Genomic DNA, 19,407 nt, shown 5'->3' on the forward strand with positions numbered 1-19,407 from the left:
AAAAACGGGCTTACTTCTCCAGAGCCGCTTTAAGACGCCTGTACTCTTCTTCGTCGATCTCGCCCTTTGCGAAGCGCAGTTGCAGGGTGTCCAGCGCCTTCGTTTCGCGAGGTTGAGCGGGCGTGTCCCGCGGCCTGACGACAACGAACACGATCAGGGCTATGACCGCGCCCCAGAAAATCAGCATTGTCAGCCCGCCCATGAAACCGAACCCTCCGCCCCACATGTGAGCACCCCAGGACCCGTCGGCATCAGCCCGCGCCATGCTCGCCGGCAAGACGGCCGGAACCGTCAAAACGTATTTCAGGTGTCTCATCGTTTTCTCCTTGAAGGCCTGCTGTGCCAGCGCCAGGCATTGTAATGACCGCGCGCAGACCGCCGCCTGCGCGGTTTATCAGGCGGATATCGCCGCCGTGGGATCGGATGATCGTACGCGCGATCGAAAGTCCGAGACCGTAGCCACCCGTCTCCAGCGATCTCGATTCCTCGAGGCGGTAGAACGGATCAAACACTTTCTCCAACTGCTCCTGCGGTATTCCCGGGCCGGTATCGTCGATGTTCAGCGCCAGTTCCGATCCCTCGACGGTCCAGCCGACGCTCGCGTCTCGACCGTATCGAACGGCATTTTCGACCAGATTTCGGAGTGCCCGCCGGAAAGCATTTGGCCTGACACTGAAATGGGTTTCGGGACCTTCGTTCAGCGCGAAACCGACAGCCATGTCCGAGCGCAATGTTTCCAGAAACATGCGCAGGTCGACCGTTTCCGTTTCCTCCGTTCCGGTCAGGCCCTGGGCGAAGGTCAACGTCGCGTCCACCATGCCCTGCATTTCCTCGACGGATGCAATCAGGCTCTCGCGGGTATCGTCCTCATCGACCAGTTCGGCGCGGACACGCATGGCCGTGAGAGGCGACCGAAGGTCGTGACCGAGAGCGGCCAGCATCCGTGTCCGATCGTTGACAAATCGTGTCAGCCGCGCCTGCATCCTGTTGAAGGCGACCGTGAGGTCTTGAACCTCTCGCGACCCTGCCGCCGGTAACTCCGAAACGTCTTCGCCGCGGCCAAGCCTGTCCGCAGTAATCGACAAGAGGCGCAGGGGCCGCGTCAGGCGGGTCAGCACGAACCAACAGACCGCCACGAGCAGCAGGCCGGTTGAAATCACGAAGGTCACGAACGAGTAGAACGGCCATTGAAGCGGCGGCCGCTCGAAGCGGGTTCCGACGTTGAGCCATTCGCCACCCCGGATCGAGATCGACAGGTTCATTTCCACCGCGTTCAGTTCACCCCGCATCATGGCCATGTGCATCTCTGTCATTTCGTCGGACAAGTTGGGCAAGGGCCTCAGTTCACCTTCGACTTCGTGCAATTCGACACGAATGTCGCGGCTGTAACTGTCGTTCATGAGTGCGCGGATCCGGGCTTCCACGATGCCGCCATCCGAATGGCCGGTATGCTGGACGGCTGGCTCATCGGACAAATCGAAGCGGATCAATGGCGAATTCGCTGCCCTCAGGATCGACTCCTTGAGGTCGGTCGGGGCCTCCTCGATAAACCGCGCGACGTTCGCAGCGCGACCGGCCGCCTCAAAGCCAATCGCGGCCCTGATGGCCAGGCTGCGCTCGTCGGCGAACAGGAAAAAACTCACCACTTGCGCAAGAACAAGGGTCGCGATGACAACCAGGATCAGTTGTCTGGAGAGAGAATTCACAAAGCGGGGCATCACGGTGCCTCCACGACGTCGGCGGCCAGGCAGTATCCACCGTTTCGCACGGTCTTGATGATGCTCGGGCGCAAGACGTCCGGCTCGATCTTGCGGCGCAGACGGCTGATCTGGTTGTCTATCGTCCGATCCATCGGACCCGCGCTCCGCCCTGCGGTCAGATCCAGCAGTTGCTCACGACTGAGCACCATACGATGCCTTTCAAGCAGCACGGTCAGGAGTTTGAACTCGGACGTGGTCAAGGACGCCTCGGCGCCGCTGTCTTCGATCAGGACCTGGCGATCCGTGTCCAATGTAAGATGCGCAAAGCGCACGCGCTTGCCGCAGAGTGCGCCCGCCACGGGTTCTTCCCGGAAACTTCGCCGGAGAACGGACTTGATCCTTGCAAGCAGTTCGCGTGGGTTGAACGGTTTTGCCAGGTAGTCATCCGCACCGATTTCAAGGCCGACGATCCGGTCAGTGTCCGCACCAAGCGCGGTCAACATGATGATCGGAAGCCTTCCGGTGGGTACCAGCCGGCGGCATACCGACAGACCGTCTTCGCCGGGCATCATCACGTCGAGGACGAGCAGATCGTACTGTCCGGTCGCAAGTTTCGCGTCCATCTCGACAGCATCCTTGGCGACGGTTGTGCGCATCCCGTTCTTTTCCAGGAAGCGCGCAACGCTCTCACGGATCTGCGCGTGATCATCCACGATGAGAATATGCGGTGGCGGTCCCATGAGTTTCTTCATAGATTAGGTAGCCAATTGATTTCATGGAGTGTTTTGTAGCGGTTTGTATCAAGGCCGTCTCTTGCGACAGACGGATACAAATCTCTGGCTGCGGCGGCTTCAATTCCGATGTCTGAATGCAAAGCTGAAAGCAATATAGGCAAGCAAGCAAAGGAGGCTGCCATGAAACACCTGAGGAAACCCGCCATCGTACTGTCGGTTGCGCTGCTGGGTGCCGCGCCGGCGATCGCCGACAATGACCATCATGGTGACGCGAAAGGCCCGGCCGCGCAGGGTGCCATGGGGCCCAGCAGGTTCTCGAAAGACGACATGCCGATGGCCGGCGCTGATGCCCCGATGATGCAGAACATGATGCGCATGATGATGATGATGCACAGCGGCGGCATGAACCCGGGCGCGGGCAATCCCGTCGGCATGGGCATGATGGATCAGGACATGATGCGCATGATGATGGGGAACGCGATGATGGGCGCGATGGACGGAGGCATGGAGCCTGGCCAGATGATGCAATCCCGCCTGAAGGAATACGACGCGGATGGTGACGATGCCCTCGGCATCGACGAGTTCGCATCCTGGCACGCCGCCATGATGCGTGAGCAGATGGTCGATCGCTTCCAGCACCTGGACGCAGATGGCGACGGCAAGATCACGCCCCAGGAGATGGACAGCTTTGCAGGCCGTCTCAAGCCTGGCACGGGCGATATGGGCCAGCGGGGTCCCATGATGTCGGATCAGAACTGATCACGGGCTGGAATGCATGATACGTTCGTCCGGTCCAACGCGACCGGACGACGCCATGGAATGGGGAAACACCGAATGAAATATACCCACGACCGACTGCTGGAGAATGTCTCGATCGACGACGCGGACATGCGGATCCGGGCTGCGCTTTCGGACGCAGGTTTCGGCGTGCTGACCGAAATCGACGTCCAAGAGACGATGAAGAAGAAGATCGATGCCGACATGGACGGATATCGTATCCTGGGCGCGTGCAACCCAAGGATGGCATGGGAGGCGATCGGCCTTGAACCGCGCATCGGCGCCATGCTTCCTTGCAACGTGATCCTGCGGAGCATCGCAGGGGGAACCGAAGTCAGCGCGATCGACCCTGTTGCATCCATGGCGGCCGTGGACAACATCGAACTGCACAAGGTCGCGGGGTATGTCCGCGACATGCTTGTGAAAGCCGTGGATGCCGCCTGATACCGGAGGTCCAGACATGCCAGCCAAGATGCATAGGAGAACCTTTCTGGTCGGCGGTCAGACCGCTATTTTCGCCGTCCTGGCCGCCCCGCTTTCGGCGCAGCAAGGTCAGGTCCTGGCCGCGGGCGAGGCCTTCGACGCTCTGCTGGCCGATAAAATGCGAATCATCGACGTCAGATCGCGCGAGGAATGGCAGGAAACCGGTGTCGGATCCGGGGTCTGGCCCATCAGCATGCACGAGGGCCGGTTTGCGGAACGGCTTTTCGCGGCAAAACTGGTACGCGTCGGGCTACTGGAGTCAGATGCTCGGGAACTGGGCCACGAAGTCGAAGTCAACTGGACCGACGCAAGTGGCTGGTACTCCCAAAAGCGGACCGGTGAGACCCACGCGGCTGCGAAGTTCGTTTACGAGGCCGGCACGGGCCGGATCCTCGGGGCTCACCTGTTCGGGCCGGGATACGCGGAGCTGGCGAATATTGTTGGTCTCGCCATGCGTCTCGACCTGACCACCAAGGATCTCAAGAGGATGGTCAACGCCTATCCCAGCACGGGGTCCGATCTCGGATCGCTGCTCTGATTGGCGATACGGGGCATTGAGCGAACTATCCTATCTTCGCGCCCCAGAACGCTGCCTCTGAGCCAGCGGAAAAAAGGCAGTCTACGGTCAATGGCTTGTCTAGGGCTCGACGGCGCCGCTGGCGCAAGGCGCCATTGAAAGCCAGATGATGTCACCTCCGGATCGTGCCCCCCAATAGTCCTGGTGGTCAAGTCCAACACAGTTCGATCCATTCCTGCCCCGCCATGACCTTGAACGACGATATCGCCCACTCAAGATTTAATGCGCCACACCCGGAACCTTCCCTGACCGGTCAATTCCTGGATCAGACCTTCCGATTCCAACCAGGCGAGGTTCCTCTGAATGGCCGCGCGACTGGCGCCGGTGAGTCCTTCGGCCATGGGCGCGGTTACGAGCGGCCAATCGCGCAGGACAGAGATCAGGCGTGGCGGGGTGCGCCCCGACAAACGCGAGGAGCGTGCAATTGCGCGGGCTTCCCACGCCTCCAGCTGATCGATCTGTCGCATCGACCCGATGATCCCTTGCTCGGCCGCCTTGAGCCATCTTCCCAACCGCTCCTCTGGATCGGCACCGCGCAACCCCCCTGCCCCGCCGATCTGCAACGGCGCGAACAAGGCTCCGCCCTGCCCTTCAGCCCCCGACAGCCTTGCCGCGACCACGGCGCCTTCGAGGACATCGCCCTCGGGGCCAATCCCGGTCAATGGCCACAGGTGAAATGCGAAACACGCCCTCACCAAGGGGTGCAGACTCGACGTCAGGTCCATGACCGCGTTCCAGGCCGCGACCTTCTCCGTGAGCGGTTCGACGCCCTCTACCTCGTGCCGACCCAGAAAGCTCGCGAGGTCCGGCTCCGGGCCAGGACCTCCTGAAAGGCGCCGGAACGTCCATGCTGAACGCTGGAGGTCAGTGGTGTCCTCATCTGTCGCGCCCAGGCGCATCGCTTGCCAGAGACCCAGGCGGTCGACCGATACCCGGTCGCCCGACATCCAGCTGAACTCGGATGACGCCAGGAGGGCCAGCCGATGCCTCCACCCCTCGGGGCCGCGCACCAAGCGGTCATCCAGGGCTCCGAACCGGGCGGCCACGCGCGCCAACCGCAGGGCTTGCGATGCCTGGGCGGCTTCCCAGTCCGCAACCAGTGTGCGCTCGTCGGGCTCGGCCCGGGGCAGCGGCGGCAGGAAGTCGGGTTCGTCTTCGACCGGACCCGGCAGGAACCAGACGTCTTCTTCCGATGGCGCACCGTGATAGGGCGCCTCGGTGTCATCCTCCGATTCCTCTGGAAACACGGACTGTTGCGGTTTCATATGTGCAAAATATGGTGCTTTTGCACAGCACCCAAGCGAAATCTTGGGGTGTAGCCTATGACTCTATAGAGAACGCAACCACGCCGCCCAAGCTGCGTGTTCTCGTTGCGCTCAGCGCAAGGAAACCAAGGGATTTCTAACGAGCGCTACCACAGAGTCGCCCCTTGCATCCGTTTACAAACGGTCGTTTATTAAAGGTATATGAAACTGCAAACGGCCTGTCTTGATGCCTTTGATCGGCTATGCGCGCGTCTCGACCGAGGATCAGACCCCCCTGCCCCAGTCGCAGGCACTGAAATCCGCAGGCTGCGCCGAGATCCATGAGGAACAAGCCTCGGGCGGCAACCGCGCACGGCCCGTGCTGGCCCGCGTGCTGGACCGGATCGGCAAGGGCGACACGCTGGTCGTCGTGCGTATCGACCGTCTGGCGCGGTCGCTGTCGCATCTTCTTGAGGTGATCGAGCGGCTGGAGACGAAAGGTGCGTTCTTCCGCTCGCTCATGGACCCGATCGACACGTCCTCGCCGCAGGGCAAATTCACATTGCAGGTCCTGGGCGCCGCGGCCGAGTTCGAGCGCGCGCTGATCCGCGAACGGACCAAGGCCGGGCTGGCTTCGGCGCGCAGCAAGGGGCGGATCGGCGGCAACCCGGGCCTGCGCGCCCGTGATCCCTCCGCGCTGCGCAAGGTGCGGCTGGCGCGACAGGACGGCTACATGGAACGGCTGAACGAAACCGCGCAGGACTGGGTGCCTCATGTGCGCCGCCTGCGGCCCGACATGGCCTGGGAAGACGTGCAGCGCATCATCAATGGCCCCCTGCCCCGCGAGCGGCAGTGGACGCAAAGCCGTCTGCTGCGCGCCGTGAATGCCTATGTCCGCGACGGCTTCCTGCCCCAGACAGTGCTGGCCCGAGCCGGCCGCCGTGAGACCGACGACCGCCTTCCCGCCATCGTGGCCGCCATCAAGGGCGCCGATCCGAAGATCACGCTGCAGGAGATCTGCGCCAGGCTCGAGAAGATGCGGGAGCGGACGCCGCGTGGGCGGACCAGCTGGCAGCCATCATCTGTGAAGATGCTGCTGGAACGGGCCGAGAGGCTGGGTCTGCTTGATTGAAGTCGCGGGAATCGGCCGTTCGATTCTTAAGATCTGCAGTCCGTAGGCGTACACAATACATGTTGTGGCCACGACATCACGACCCACGAGCTGTTGAAGTGTGCCGCGAACAAGGCCACCCAACGCACTGATATTTAATGGTTTTTTCTCGTCAGAAATCGGCCATCTCAACACTCACACGCCGCTCAACGGTTTGGGCTGGATTTACTCACCAAAACTGTTAAAGTCCACAAAACAATAAAGACTTGAGGGCAGTGATGAGCGGGATACGAGCCTCTCAAAGATTTGATGTCATGTCCAAGCGGCTTGGTAGCCGGTTGCGTGAACACGCTCAGGAGACTTTTCCACCGGATGCCCAGAAGGGTCTCCGCCGCTTCGCGATGCGGGAAGCAGCCGATCTCCTACGGCTCAACCAGAACACCTTCCGCCACCATGTGTCAAACCTCGACGGCTTTCCCGAAGGCATCCTCGAAGGTGGCAACCGCCGCAGTTTCTCTGCCGAGGAAATGGTCCAGGCCCAACGCGTCCTTCTTGAGACGGGCAGAATCAAGCCCGATGAACACCCTCAAAGAAGAGCCGGCGAGCCGTGCCAGGTCGTGACGATCTTCAACCTGAAGGGTGGCTCAGCAAAGACGTCGACCGTTGCTCATGTTGGTCAACTCCTCGGCCTTCGCGGCTATCGCGTCCTGCTGATCGATCTGGACAGCCAAGCAAGTCTGACAAACCTGTTCGGGGTGACCCCTGAACTCGATCCGGACATGCCGACCTCCTACGATCTGATCCGATCGGAAGGTCCCCTGCCCGCCTCCGATATCATTCGCAAAACGAACTTCCCGACCGTCGACCTTATCCCCGCGTCCATGGACATCATGGAGTACGAATTCGAAGTTGCACTAAGTTTCCGACACGGAGCCACCACGTTCCACAGCCGGATCCGCGAAGCACTTGAGCCTGTCCTGGACAGATATGACGTGGTGATCTTCGACACCCCGCCTCAGCTGAATTTCTCGGTGATCTCTGCCCTCTTTGCTTCCACCGGGGTCCTGATCCCGCTCAACGCGTCTATGCTTGATGTCATGTCCCTGGCGAGCTTCCTCGGTATGGCGAGCAACCTGATGGGTGTCGTCGAGGCGCATGCTCCCGAACACGGTCTGAACTTCGTGCGCGTGCTGATCACCCGCTACGAGAATACCGATGGTCCACAGGTCCAGATCTCGTCTCTGCTTCGGACGGTCCTTGGCGATGCGGTCCTCCCGGCCGAGTTCCTAAAGTCGACAGCGGTAGGTGATGCCGCCAATACGCAGCAGAGCATCTTTGAGGTCGAACCTCGTGACGTGAACCGCAGAACCTACGAGCGTGCGATCGAATCCGTTTCGCGCGTGACCGACGAAGTCGAACGCGAAATCCTCAGCGCATGGGGGCGCAGCCATGGCGCGTAAGGTTTTCGGAGACTCTCTCAAGAACGCGATGGGCAATGCTGCAACGCCGGACGAAGGTGCGGATCTCGATCTGAAGCGCACGAGCCCAACTGTCGCTCGAGCGCAAGCATCAGTGCTGGAAGAAGACAAACACGCCACACGCCTGATCGACCCGAGCACTGTTCGGATGTCCGCTGTCATGGATCGTATCGATCCGAGCGATGGCCTCAAGGAACTTGTGTCCTCGATCCGGGAGCATGGGCAAAAGGTTCCCATTCTTGTCCGCCGAACCCAAGATGGCGCACTTGAGATCGTCTACGGGCGCCGTCGCCTTCTAGCCTGTCGTGAGCTTGGTCAGAAGGTGCGCGCCACGGTCATGGAAATGACCGAAGAGGAAGCTCTGATCGCCCAAGGTGTGGAGAACAATGCCCGCCAAGACCCCTCGTTTATCGAGAGGGCTCTGTTCGTCGCTGGCATCATTCGGGAACTTGGTAAAACAGACGAAACGCGCAAGAACGCCCAGACCATCGCCTATCGGGCGCTTCAGATCGACGAGTCGCTTGTCTCTCGGATGAACCGTATCGCAACGGGCATTCCGATGGAGCTGATTCAGGCCATCGGACCAGCACATGGCGTTGGCCGGCGGGTCTGGGAGAAGCTTTTCAGGCTGTGCGAGAAGGACGTCTCGAGAGCCAAGGAAGTCGCCCGCGAAATCCCCCGTACCTTGCCTGGCCCAGACCGACTTGACGCAGCGGTTACGCTGCTCACGGCCACCAAGACAACTCCACCCAAGGCTGAGTCAGGTGAGCGCGTGAAAATCGGCCGTAAAGGCAACCGCATCACCATTGATGTAGACGCTGATCTTGCCCCGCGCGTCGAAGAGGCCGTCCGAAAGCTGATCGGCGAGCTTCTTGACCGCGGTCAAGACGGCCCCGAGTGACGACCCCGTGTCTTGACCGCGGTCAAGACATCAAGAGCAACGAGCAGAAAACGAAAGGAGGACCGGCTAGAAAAGGAAAGACCCCCCGAAAGCGGTGCTTCCGAAGGGCCTCAATCAGTCTCGACACCTGATTGATACCCCCAAAACGAATCGAGTTCAACACCGCTCGCGGTGACCCGGGAAGCTTTTTCTTCCGAAACACCATGAGACATGTCACTCACGCACGAACCGCCTTGGCGGAACAGCCGACTATTGCCTGCCCGAACCCCTACGAACTTCTGGGGCCAGTACGGGTTCTACGAAAGGAGTTGAGCCTGACGAGCAACGACGTCACCGTACTGACGGCACTCATCAGCTTTCTCCCGCGCGACCAAAACCCCAACTCTGGTGGCACACAGCGCAAACTGACCGTTGTGTTCCCATCCAACGCCTCCCTATCAGAGCGCGCAAACGGCATCGATGAGAGAACGCTTCGCCGCTGCCTGGCGCGCCTTGAGGCGGCAGGACTCATCGAGCGGAAGAGTTCAGCGAACGGCAAACGCTTTCCTCTCCGCTACGGGGGCATCATCAAGGATGCGTTTGGGATCGACCTGGCCCCGATGATACAGAGCCACGACGCTCTCGCAGCCAGAGCATCGAAGGTGACGGAAGAGCGCGAACGCCTTCGCTCGCTCAAGGCAGAAGCGCTAGCACTGCGCGCTTCCCTCCTTCAAGATGAGCACCTCGATGAAGCACGGCTGTCTGCACTGGGAACGATCAGAAACCTGCTTCGTCGAGCAACCCTGACTGCCGACACAGTCTTGCAAATCATCGCTGGACTCCGCGAGCTCGGAGCCAACGCTGCACAGAGCTACGGAGAGAGCCATGGTTCAAGCGCTTCAGCGGACCAAGTGCAGTCACACGAACAAACCCTCAGCGGTGCACGCGCACGCGAAAGGTCCGCCAGGAACGGACAAAATGACCGGCAGATAGAGTCTGTAAAAAAAGAACATATAAAGAAAGACACACACGTGAAGCAGACCAACGCTTACAAAAGTGTTGGGGCACCGACCATGAACCGGGACCCTGCGAAAATGGCGTGGACGGACTTTTCACATGTGGCGGGCTTCTTTCCAGACCCACCGCGAACAGGCGAAGCCCTCAACCGCGTTCTCTTCGACATCGGTCGATTGCTTAGAATACGCCAAGAAAAGCTGATGCGTGGTCTCCAGCAAGCTGGGGCTGGACGAATTCTCCTGATCTTGGACTACCTGTTGGGGAAGGGAGAAGAGATCAGGCTGCCCGAGGCGTACTTTGAAACAATCATACGGGCATAGAGCATCCAGCTTGTACGTCTTGACCGCGGTCAAGACGGACGAGAAGAGGAAAAGGTTGGGGGTTTGAGGGGTGACGGGAAGTGAGATCGGGAGAGTGGCTTCCGGCGCCCGTCGTGGAGAAGATCTGATGGCGAAAGCAGCCCAGAACGTCGTCCTGTCCCCATCGCGGGACATCCCCTTCAACAAGCTCTTGCTGAGCCAGTCCAACGTGCGGCGCATCAAGGCGGGCGTCTCGGTCGAAGAACTGGCCGAGGATATCGCCCGCCGCGGGCTCCTGCAAAGCTTGAACGTCCGGCCAGTGCTTGATGCCGATGGTGTCGAGAACGGGATGTTCGAGATCCCGGCCGGCGGCCGCAGATTCCAAGCGCTGTCGCTGCTGGTGAAGCAGAAGCGGCTAGCCAAGACCGCGCCGATCCCCTGCATCGTGCGGGACGTTGCGTCGGAGATCCTCGCCGAGGATGACTCGCTGGCGGAGAACATGCAGCGTGTCGCCCTGCATCCGCTGGATCAGTTCCGCGCCTTCGTGGCTCTGCGGGAGAAGGGGCAGGATGAGGAAGCGATTGCGGCGGCCTTCTTCGTCACCCCGCAGATCGTCAAGCAGCGCCTGAAGTTGGCCTCCGTGGCCCCTGCCCTGCTCGAGGTCTATGCCGAGGATGGCATGACGCTGGAACAGCTGATGGCCTTCACGGTGAACCCGGATCACGCGCGTCAGGTGCAGGTCTGGGAGGCTGTGAAGAACTCCTGGAATAAGGAGCCTCACGCGATCCGGCGTATGCTGACCGAGACCTCGGTCCGGGCGTCTGATCGTCGCGCGGTCTTCGTCGGCGTCGATGCATATGAGGCGACGGGCGGTGTCGTCCTGCGTGATCTCTTCCAGGGCGACGACGGTGGCTGGCTGGAGGACCCTGCCCTGCTTGATCGGCTGGTCGCCGAGAAGCTTCAGGCGGAAGCCGGAGCGCTGGTTTCCGAAGGCTGGAAGTGGATCGAGGTGGCGACCGACCTTCCCTATGGCTACAGCCACGGTCTGCGGCGTCTGGCCGGTGATCCCGCGCCGATGACCGACGAGGAAAGTGCGGCCCATGCGGCGCTCCTCGCCGAGTACCGCGCGCTGGAGGAGGAGTACTCCGGCCAGGACGAATATCCCGAGGAGATCGATGCCCGGCTCGGTCAGCTGGAAATGGCGATGGAAGCGCTCGAGCAGCGGCCGCTGATCTATGATCCGGCCGAGGTCGGGCGCGCAGGCGTCTTCGTCACGCTGGATCGGGACGGCAGTCTCGCGGTCTATCGCGGCTATGTCCGGCCCGAGGACGAGCCGCGCGAGGAGACCGCGGTCCAGGATGGTGATGGCGCGGATGCTATGGGGCAGGGGGGTGATGTCGGTGTTTCCAGCTGGAAACCATCGGCGACCTCCGCCGGAGGCACCGTGATCACTTCGGGCGGTCAGCCGATCGGCGCGGATGCGTCCGAGGAAGAAGACGACGGTGTTCTGAAGCCGCTGCCTGAGCGGCTGGTCATGGAACTGACTGCCCACCGGACCCTCGCACTGCGCGAAGCCATCGGTCGTTCGCCGGACGTCGCGCTGACGCTCCTGCTCCTGAAGCTGGTGACGGACACCTTCCGCACCTCCTCCGGCTCGGGCAGCTGTCTCGAAGCCTCGGTGCGCCATGTCTACATGTCCGCGCAGGCGCCCGATCTGAGGGACAGCGTCGTGGCGAAGCTGGTCGATGAGCGTCACGCCGCCTGGGAGGCTGATCTGCCCCTCGGGGACGATGCCGCGCTCTGGGACTATCTGACTGTGCTCGACCAGGGTAGCCGTCTGGCACTCCTGGCGCATTGCCTCAGCTTCGGGATCAACGCACTCCATGAGAAGGTGAACCCCTATGGTGCGGGCATCTCCGCCAGCGGCCTGACCCGCCGCATGGCGCATGCCGATCTGGTGGCCCGCGCGGTGGATCTCGACATGGTCGAGGCGGGCTGGGAGCCGACGGTCGATGGCTACCTCAACCGTGTGCCCAAGGCCCGGATCCTCGAGGCCGTGCGCGAGGCGAAGGGGGAGGGTACCACGCAGCTCCTCGACCATCTGAAGAAGGGCGAGATGGCCACGGAAGCCGAGCGGCTCCTCAAGGGCAGCGGGTGGTTGCCCGAGGTCCTCCGCCGGACCGATCTGGCGGCGCAGGACGGCGAGGATCTCGCGGAAGGGCAGGGGGAAGATGTGGGCGAGCCCGAAGACATCGATCTCCCGGCTTTCCTGACTGCTGATCTGCCGGACGGCGACGCGTCGATGATGGCAGCCGAGTGAAATAAGCCATCCGAGGGCGGGGAAACCCGCCCTCATTCCAGAAAAAATATAGCAATATCAATATGATGAATGCGGCTACTCGCATTCGGGATGAGGAATCATGTCTGCAACGAACATCATCGACTCAGCGCCTCTCGGGGCACTGATCCGCTACACCGACGGCAGTCCCAGGCCGCCGGCGCGTTTCACCAAGAAGCTCGCGGCCTGGGAGCGCTCGAACGGCGTCGGCCGTCTCGTGAAGAAAGAGCCACCGCGGGTCTATCCGACGTGGACGGCTCCAGCCTCCTTCACGCTGCATGAAGGGAACTTCTCCTCGGACGGGGTGATCCTCGTCACCATCATGCGCAGCCATTCGGCGGACAGCCGGTTGGTCTTCGAGGTGGCGGAGGAACCGAAGGCCGGGCAGGTCTGCGTGCTGCTGGACTTCGGCGGCAACACCGAACTGCTGCATCTGGCGGAGTCCGTTACCGCGGCAGAGCTCTGGATTGCGCGGGAGGGCTATCGCAACGCTCGTCTCGAAATCGTCGGTGCCGAAGACGGCGATAGGGCAGGGGGCACGGACCTGGCCGCCTGAGTCCTGACAGTGCGTGAGGGGCTTGCCGAGGGGCGAGCCTCTCACCGACCACGAACCTCGTCCCGCGATGCCACGGGGCGCCACAGGATCCATCCCCAAAGACGAAGGTCTTCAACCAAGAGCCTGCCCGGGAGGCTGGCAGCGTTACGAGCATCAACAGGACAACCGGCTCCAGTCGCCAGAGCACCATCCCCCGCTCGCCATTCCCTTCCTTGCCCCGAATCCTGTCTTCGAGATCAACCCGCAAGGGGTCGGACTACGGGCGAGCCCGTGCCGCCGGGTGGATTCGGACGAGCCGAACGCACCCGGTGATGTCAGCCAGTCTTCGGGCCTGCGGGGTCCTGTCGTGCGGGGGATGGTCCCCCGCCTCCAAGACAGGAGCCAAACAGATGTCCCGCAAAGATGCTCACGCCTTCGCAGCCTCCCTCGCCGCCACGCTCATGGTCTCGATCGTCGTCTTCCAGGCAGGGGATGGAACCTTCGGCGCCGTCCCCGCCGATGAAATCGACGGAGACGAGGTTCAAGTGGTCGCTGAGGTCGACCCGTGGGCATGATGCCCACGGTCTTTTTTCGAAGGCTCGGCATCGGGGCAGGGTCCCCGATCTGGGCCTTTCCCCGGTCAACCGTTCCGGTCGACAGGTCGGAAGCGCCGCCAAGTGGTCGGCGGCACGTCCATGGAAGTCGCTTGATCATCGAAGGCGTTCGTCGGAAGCTGAACAAGACGGCGCAGGGTTCGGTGGAATGCTCTATAAATCTTTGATTTCATTATACGGTTCGTCGCTCGCGGGTAAGTCGGCTCCCAAAGACGACTTGATCTGGCACTTCACACCGTCCGACGACCTGCGGCAGTTCCGAGTTTACGCGCTCGATGCGCTGCAGCGGGCCAAGGTGTTCCTGCTCGATCACCAAGCAGCTGCCTACACTGACACGCTTCACGATGCCGTCTCCAAGCAGGCAGAGGAAGCTGGGGTGCCCGCCATGGCGATCCTCGGTGAGGTGAAGCTTCCCGGTCCCGTCGTTTGGGTAGAGTTCGACGATCGCGAGCTGGGCGTTGCACGATTTGAGCGCGCTTCACCTGTGACCCGGCACGAAGAAAAGCCTTTGGGGACGGGCCTGCGCGGCTACCTTCTGGACGACCGCAACGAGGGCCATCTGCGCATTACGATGTTCCACCGCCGCGAGAACTCGCGTGTTGTCGATCCGATCTGTGCGCTGCTCGTCAAGCGGACACCGACAGGACGGCTGAACTATGACGACGTCGATGTCGAGCTGAGCCGATCCGTGGTCGATTTCCGCGTGCGGAGCGGCGATACGATGGAAATGATCCAAGGCCGCCGCACGGTGCACCAGGTTGAAACCGGGTATGACCTGTTCATTCCCTACGCTCTGTTTGCAATGCTGGTCTCGCCGGATCTTGGCGGGATCATCCCAACGGAAACTGAAACCTTCACTGTCAAGGACACCAAGACTGCCCGAAAGTTCGGCAAGTCGTGGATCCTTGGCGCCCAGAAATCACACCTGACGATCCGGATCGGCCCGCAGGCCGCCGCGCACATGGCGGAAAGAACCGCTCGCCTCGAATTCGAGAGGCAAACACTCGAGGCGCGGAACGGCCCCGTTCGTCATTGGGTGTCCGAGCATGAGCGGCACTACCGAAGCGGCAAAGTCGTTCTGGTCAAAGGGCATCACCGGGGCCAAGCACCTGACCCCAATCTGCCGACACGGGTGATGGGGCCGAAACGCGAGGAGTTCGAGTTTGACCTCCCCAAGGTCGTCCGATCAAAATCCTAATGATCGAGCAGCAGACAGCTTCATGCGGCTAGATCGTCTTTCGACTTCCCAGCAGCCAGCGCGTCCACGAACCACTGCGGTTTGCGTCCCCGGCCGGACCAGGTGAGTGCCGGGTTCTCAGGGTGCCGGTATTTCGCCGCGGCAGGTGCACGGGAGGATTTCGTCTCGGTGCCGACAAGTTCGGCTAGAGAGTAGCCCAGATCCCGGGCGAGAGCTTCCACCTTGGCGCGGGCTTCCGCCTTCTGCCGATCCTCGAATGTGGAGATCGCCTTGGCGACGCCCTTCTGCATTTTCTTCAGCTCGCTGAGCGACAGTGCCTCGAGATCGTAATCAGCCATTGGTGCGGTCCGTGTCCTGAATGTCCCGGTATCGATAGCCCGTAGCGGCAACGCACCGCAACTCCCGGAAGGCAAGGGCAGGGGTGGCAAAGGCTGGTGATCGCCGCCGTCGTCCCCAGTGAGTTGCTTAACTGGGGGTCAGGCTTCTCCGATGGGCAAGGTGACAGGGTCTGGCCTGGGCTCCCCGCGCATCTCTGTCTCCTGGGCCATCCCTTCGACTGACAATCCCCTAATCCCGTTCGGGCTCCTGCGCGCAACCCCGCGTCAGTCCGGGCCGTGTTGCCCCTTCGGGGCTGCCCGCTCCACCCCGGTCCTCTGGGGGTTTCCGGCGTCCGTTCCGGCCACCGTGCACGCGTCACCCGACGGGATTCTTCCTGGTCTTGTCGAAGGGACGGTCCCGAAGACAGGACACACAGGAGCTTACCATGCAGAACATCGTCATCCTCGCCGGCAACATCGGTCAGACCCCCGAAGTCCGCACCACCCAGGGCGGCACCAAGATCACCAACTTCAGCCTCGCCACCTCCCGCCCCCGCCTCTCGGAAGGTCGCGTCCTGCGCGACGACAACGGCTACCGGGTCATGGACACCGAATGGCACCGCATCACCTGCTTCAACGGTCTCGGCAAGACGGTCGCGGAGCATTGCGAAAAGGGCATGAAGGTCCTCGTCCACGGCCGAATCCACTACACCAAATGGATCGACAGCATGGGGAACGACCGCTACGGCTGCGAGATCATCGCCGAGAAGGTCGACTTCCTGAGCCGCCCGAAGTCGGCCGAGAATGAAAACCCCGAGCTGGTCGACCGCGACGACGAGATCCCGTTCTGAGAACGGGGTCTCCCCCTCGGGCCCGGCGGGGAAACCCGCCGGGTTCGCTGCGCTGCTGCAATGTAGCTTCGAGCCGACTTTGGCCGATGATGCAATTTATTTGAACGGCAGCTATCTGCCGAGCAGTGCACGCATTAACGGGTTCGTCATGGCAATGTCGGGCATGCTTTCCGGTCGGTATGGAATACTGAAATTAATCAAGTCGTCGGACTCGCGCGAAGCTTCGACACCAATACTCTCAGCCATGTCCTCTAAGACATCGCCAATTGCCTCGAAGGCATCCAGATTCTTCCATTTCCCAAATTCGCTCCAAAGCGCCTCGTGCACTTCAATTAAGCGTTCGTAGAACGTAGCAAACCAGCCAAACTCAGACTCATCGGTGAGAGCAGGCGGATGCGTTTCTGGGGTTTCCTGCGCCGCTGCGGCACCCACAAAGTAGGATGAATACTTTAGCAGATCGCCGAGCTTGCCATACACTTCCCCTACAATCTGCCCAACATCCCCGTGGGTCCGATATGCCTTGATCAGCTCATAGCATTGGCCCCTGGTATCGCCCAACACCTTGACCAAGGTTTCGAGGTAACCCTCTGCGGGGTCATATCCGATAGAGCCGGCGATGCGGCATACTGCATACTCATCCCACGTTGCCAGAATTACCTGCCAGCGCATGTTGTCTAGGATATTGCTATGTGTTTTCTGAAGAAGAAACCCGGGGAAAGACCTGTCAAATGCTGCTGTCACCTCCACATGCGCGCATTCGTGCGCAACTAGATGAAGCGATTGCCAGAAGTATTCGGTTTCCTCCCCGGGTTCTTCTAGGATGCTGAGCGCGTAGTTCGCGTTAAGTACTAGATGCGTTTTGATCACACCGTCGCGAATTACCGTGGGTGCCATTGCAACACCGATGGCGACACCTTTGGTGGCGGTGAGCGTGTAGGTTGTCTCATATCCACGATCAAGATCAGCTAGTGCCTCGTCGTAGTCGAAGGCGACGGTGACGCCATCCAGGTTGGCTAGGTCAATGGATTGACTGATGACGCTGAGAACGGAATGCAACTTGTACATCGCCTCCTTAGCGTAGTCCTCATCTGCAAACATTCTGGCGGAAAACTGAAGATCGCTCGGAATCGTAACGCCTTGTGGCAGTTCGTCGGTCTTGCCCTCTTCATCCTGCATCTTGCTCACCCTTCACCCGCTAAGTCTGAGATTCCCCGCGCACATCTAGATATGGACACATACTGCGCTGGCACAACCGAATCTGGGTAAGAAATTCGGAGATGGCGCAGGCGCAGCGTGCGCCCGCTTCGTCCCGCATTGCTGCCGCTCGTGCCTCTTTTGAAGAGTGAAAGAATGGCTGGCTGCTTTCGCGACAGGTTGAAGGTTGGGAGAGTGGCTCCCGGCGCCTGTCACGGAGGAATGCCGATGGGTGTTGTGGAAGTTCTGGATCCGGTACCGCCGGTGCAGGCCGGTGGCTGGAAAGTGGATGTGAGCCGGGGCGAGCGGAACGGGCGAGTGTCGTCCGAATGGTTCAACCGGCCCGATGATGAGCGGTATCTGTCGCTCGACGACCTCTGGGCCAATGTGAAGGGCCGGTCTGAGCGCAGCCGCAGCCGGGTCGTTCAGACAGCCGATATCCGTGTCGAGGCTGCGCGCGACAGCGCCGAGCGATTGCACCTTGTCCTTCCAAAAGCGCAGGAGCCGGTTGCACCGACGCATTGGGCCTTCGGCCAGCTCGCCAGCATTATCGGCGCTCCGGCCTCTTACCTACGGCAGCTGCCCGCGCCTTTGGCGGGGATCAACCTGCAATACGGTTTGACCAACCACCGCGCCGAGCAGGTGAAGACCTTCGAGACCGAGGATGGCCGGACCGAACTGCGCGCCGTGACCGGTCCCGACTACGGTCGCATCCATGACTTCGAGCTTGTCGAGGCGGTGCAGCGCATCGCGGGCAATGGCACGGGCGATACGCGCTGGAAGGTGCCGGGTGTGCTGGATTGGTCGACCGGGGTCTACAATCCGGATGTCGAGATCAGCCGCGACACGACCACGCTCTACGCCTCGGACCGCGATGTCTTCCTGTTCCTGGTCGACGATCGCAATCCGATCGAGGCGGGCAAGCTGGCGGACGGCTCTCCCGACCTCTACTTCCGGGGATTTTATTGCTGGAACTCCGAGGTCGGTGCCAAGACCCTTGGCATGGCGAGCTTTTACCTTCGGGCGGTGTGCCAGAACCGCAACCTCTGGGGCGTCGAGGATTTCCAGGAGATCAAGATCCGCCACTCGAAATACGCCGCGTCGCGCTTCGCACATGAGGCCGCGCCCGCGTTGACGCGGTTTGCCAATTCCTCGCCGCAAGGATTCGTGAACGGGATCAAAGCGGCGCGGCAGCAGATCGTGGCGCGCAGCGACGAGGACCGCGCGGATTTCCTGCGCAAGCGTGGTTTCTCGAAGGCCGAATCCGGCAAGATCATCGAAAAGGTGCTGATGGAGGAAGGCCGCCCGCCCGAGAGCATCTTCGACTTCGTACAGGGCATCACTCGGCTTGCGCGCGACAAAACCCAGCAGGATGCCCGCCTTGATATGGAAGGGCGCGCCAAGAAGCTCCTCGACCGGGTCGGCTGACGCGAAGCCCGGCACAGCGACCGCCTGCATCCGCGGCGGTCGCGTTTTCCTCCTCCACATGCACGCCACTGGCCCCGTCCCGAGAGGGCAGGGGAAGTCGGTGTGCGCAATTCAGCGAGACCCTCATGACCCCCCAGGAAGAAACTGTCATCGTCGAGGCCCGCGACATCCTCGGCCGCTACCTCAGCCAGAACCCGGTCATCGGCAGCTGGCAAGCGCTGATGGACTATTGTGCGCTGACCGTCCGAGGTCCCATCGAGCGCTTCCATGTCCTCTATCTCGACCGCAAGAACCGCATCATCGCCGATGAGCTTTTGTCTACCGGCACGGTCGACCATGTCCCGGTCTATCCGCGCGAGGTGATCAAGCGGGCGCTGATGCTGAACGCTTGCGCGCTGATCCTGATCCACAACCACCCGTCGGGCGATCCGACACCGTCGGAGGCCGATCTCAGCATGACCGGGGAGATCCAGAAGGGGTGTAAGTTTCTCGGTCTGACGCTGCATGACCACATCATCGTCGGCGCGGGGACGGAACTGAGCCTGCGGGCTCTGGGCAAGCTGTGACGCGCCTTTCGGATCTGCCGCCGGCGCCCCCCCCGAGAAAGAGGGCGGCGGTTCGGTCTTTGACGG

The 19,407-nt window shown here is 61.4% G+C and carries 20 protein-coding genes; 14 read left to right on the forward strand and 6 right to left on the reverse strand.

The window, feature by feature from the left end:
• Positions 1-10: 10 nt before the first annotated feature.
• From MF270_RS21625 to MF270_RS21635, 3 genes are read right to left on the reverse strand one after another with little or no spacing between them, the layout of a single operon-like run.
• Complete coding sequence (locus tag MF270_RS21625) at positions 11-316, reverse strand: SHOCT domain-containing protein (RefSeq protein ID WP_238367864.1); 306 nt, start codon at positions 314-316, stop codon at positions 11-13.
• Positions 252-1,718, reverse strand: coding sequence for an ATP-binding protein (locus tag MF270_RS21630; RefSeq protein ID WP_238367865.1), 1,467 nt, complete (start codon positions 1,716-1,718; stop codon positions 252-254). The genes MF270_RS21625 and MF270_RS21630 overlap by 65 nt, the downstream gene beginning before the upstream one ends.
• Positions 1,718-2,452: a response regulator gene (locus MF270_RS21635; protein ID WP_472850409.1), complete on the reverse strand. Its 735-nt coding sequence runs from the start codon at positions 2,450-2,452 to the stop codon at positions 1,718-1,720. Before MF270_RS21635 ends, MF270_RS21630 begins: the two co-directional genes overlap by 1 nt.
• Positions 2,453-2,614: 162 nt before the next feature.
• On the opposite strand from MF270_RS21635, the gene MF270_RS21640 reads away from it, so the two are divergent.
• The 3 genes from MF270_RS21640 (at position 2,615) to MF270_RS21650 (ending at position 4,232) form a co-directional block, all read left to right on the forward strand.
• Positions 2,615-3,193, forward strand: coding sequence for an EF-hand domain-containing protein (locus MF270_RS21640; RefSeq protein ID WP_238367866.1), 579 nt, complete (start codon positions 2,615-2,617; stop codon positions 3,191-3,193).
• Between the two features lie 75 nt (positions 3,194-3,268).
• Entirely contained in the window at positions 3,269-3,655 is a 387-nt protein-coding gene (locus tag MF270_RS21645) for a DUF302 domain-containing protein (RefSeq protein ID WP_238367867.1), read from the forward strand.
• Between the two features lie 16 nt (positions 3,656-3,671).
• Positions 3,672-4,232, forward strand: a complete 561-nt coding sequence (locus tag MF270_RS21650) for a hypothetical protein (protein WP_238367868.1) — start codon at positions 3,672-3,674, stop codon at positions 4,230-4,232.
• A 251-nt stretch (positions 4,233-4,483) separates the two neighbouring features.
• Here MF270_RS21650 and MF270_RS21655 read toward each other — a convergent pair whose 3' ends face one another.
• Entirely contained in the window at positions 4,484-5,536 is a 1,053-nt protein-coding gene (locus tag MF270_RS21655) for a hypothetical protein (RefSeq protein WP_238367869.1), read from the reverse strand.
• 226 nt (positions 5,537-5,762) lie between these two features.
• Between MF270_RS21655 and MF270_RS21660 the strand changes: the two genes are divergently transcribed.
• The 8 genes from MF270_RS21660 to MF270_RS21695 all read left to right on the forward strand — a co-directional run bounded on the left by MF270_RS21660 (position 5,763) and on the right by MF270_RS21695 (position 14,985).
• On the forward strand, positions 5,763-6,647 hold the full coding sequence (locus MF270_RS21660; protein ID WP_238367870.1) for a recombinase family protein: 885 nt from the start codon (positions 5,763-5,765) through the stop codon (positions 6,645-6,647).
• Positions 6,648-6,940: 293 nt separating this feature from the next.
• Complete coding sequence (gene repA, locus MF270_RS21665) at positions 6,941-8,086, forward strand: plasmid partitioning protein RepA (protein WP_238367871.1); 1,146 nt, start codon at positions 6,941-6,943, stop codon at positions 8,084-8,086.
• Positions 8,076-9,005, forward strand: coding sequence for a ParB/RepB/Spo0J family partition protein (locus MF270_RS21670; RefSeq protein ID WP_238367872.1), 930 nt, complete (start codon positions 8,076-8,078; stop codon positions 9,003-9,005). Before repA ends, MF270_RS21670 begins: the two co-directional genes overlap by 11 nt.
• A 203-nt stretch (positions 9,006-9,208) precedes the next feature.
• Positions 9,209-10,321, forward strand: a complete 1,113-nt coding sequence (locus tag MF270_RS21675; protein WP_238367873.1) for a helix-turn-helix domain-containing protein — start codon at positions 9,209-9,211, stop codon at positions 10,319-10,321.
• Positions 10,322-10,448: 127 nt separating this feature from the next.
• On the forward strand, positions 10,449-12,620 hold the full coding sequence (locus MF270_RS21680; protein WP_238367874.1) for a ParB/RepB/Spo0J family partition protein: 2,172 nt from the start codon (positions 10,449-10,451) through the stop codon (positions 12,618-12,620).
• A gap of 100 nt (positions 12,621-12,720) precedes the next feature.
• Positions 12,721-13,194 (forward strand): hypothetical protein, encoded by a 474-nt coding sequence (locus tag MF270_RS21685; protein WP_238367875.1) that lies wholly within the window; start codon positions 12,721-12,723, stop codon positions 13,192-13,194.
• Positions 13,195-13,583: 389 nt separating this feature from the next.
• The gene (locus MF270_RS21690) at positions 13,584-13,748 is read left to right on the forward strand and encodes a hypothetical protein (RefSeq protein ID WP_018001789.1); all 165 of its coding nucleotides are present in this window, start codon (positions 13,584-13,586) and stop codon (positions 13,746-13,748) included.
• A gap of 187 nt (positions 13,749-13,935) precedes the next feature.
• Positions 13,936-14,985 carry a hypothetical protein gene (locus tag MF270_RS21695; protein WP_238367876.1) on the forward strand — a complete coding sequence of 350 codons (1,050 nt, stop codon included), beginning with the start codon at positions 13,936-13,938 and terminating at the stop codon, positions 14,983-14,985.
• 20 nt (positions 14,986-15,005) lie between these two features.
• Here the strand turns inward: MF270_RS21695 and MF270_RS21700 are convergent, their stop codons facing one another.
• Positions 15,006-15,323, reverse strand: coding sequence for an H-NS histone family protein (locus MF270_RS21700; RefSeq protein WP_238367877.1), 318 nt, complete (start codon positions 15,321-15,323; stop codon positions 15,006-15,008).
• A gap of 425 nt (positions 15,324-15,748) precedes the next feature.
• Between MF270_RS21700 and MF270_RS21705 the strand changes: the two genes are divergently transcribed.
• Complete coding sequence (locus tag MF270_RS21705) at positions 15,749-16,153, forward strand: single-stranded DNA-binding protein (RefSeq protein ID WP_238367878.1); 405 nt, start codon at positions 15,749-15,751, stop codon at positions 16,151-16,153.
• 111 nt (positions 16,154-16,264) lie between these two features.
• On the opposite strand, the gene MF270_RS21710 is transcribed toward MF270_RS21705, so the two are convergent.
• Positions 16,265-17,329, reverse strand: coding sequence for a hypothetical protein (locus MF270_RS21710; RefSeq protein ID WP_238367879.1), 1,065 nt, complete (start codon positions 17,327-17,329; stop codon positions 16,265-16,267).
• 246 nt (positions 17,330-17,575) lie between these two features.
• On the opposite strand from MF270_RS21710, the gene MF270_RS21715 reads away from it, so the two are divergent.
• Together MF270_RS21715 and MF270_RS21720 are read left to right on the forward strand one after the other, a co-directional pair.
• Complete coding sequence (locus tag MF270_RS21715) at positions 17,576-18,775, forward strand: DUF932 domain-containing protein (protein ID WP_238367933.1); 1,200 nt, start codon at positions 17,576-17,578, stop codon at positions 18,773-18,775.
• Positions 18,776-18,900: 125 nt separating this feature from the next.
• The gene (locus tag MF270_RS21720; RefSeq protein ID WP_238367880.1) at positions 18,901-19,341 is read left to right on the forward strand and encodes a JAB domain-containing protein; all 441 of its coding nucleotides are present in this window, start codon (positions 18,901-18,903) and stop codon (positions 19,339-19,341) included.
• Positions 19,342-19,407: the final 66 nt, after the last annotated feature.

Source organism: Mesobacterium pallidum, from assembly GCF_019966535.1.
GTDB classification, from domain to species: domain Bacteria; phylum Pseudomonadota; class Alphaproteobacteria; order Rhodobacterales; family Rhodobacteraceae; genus Mesobacterium; species Mesobacterium pallidum.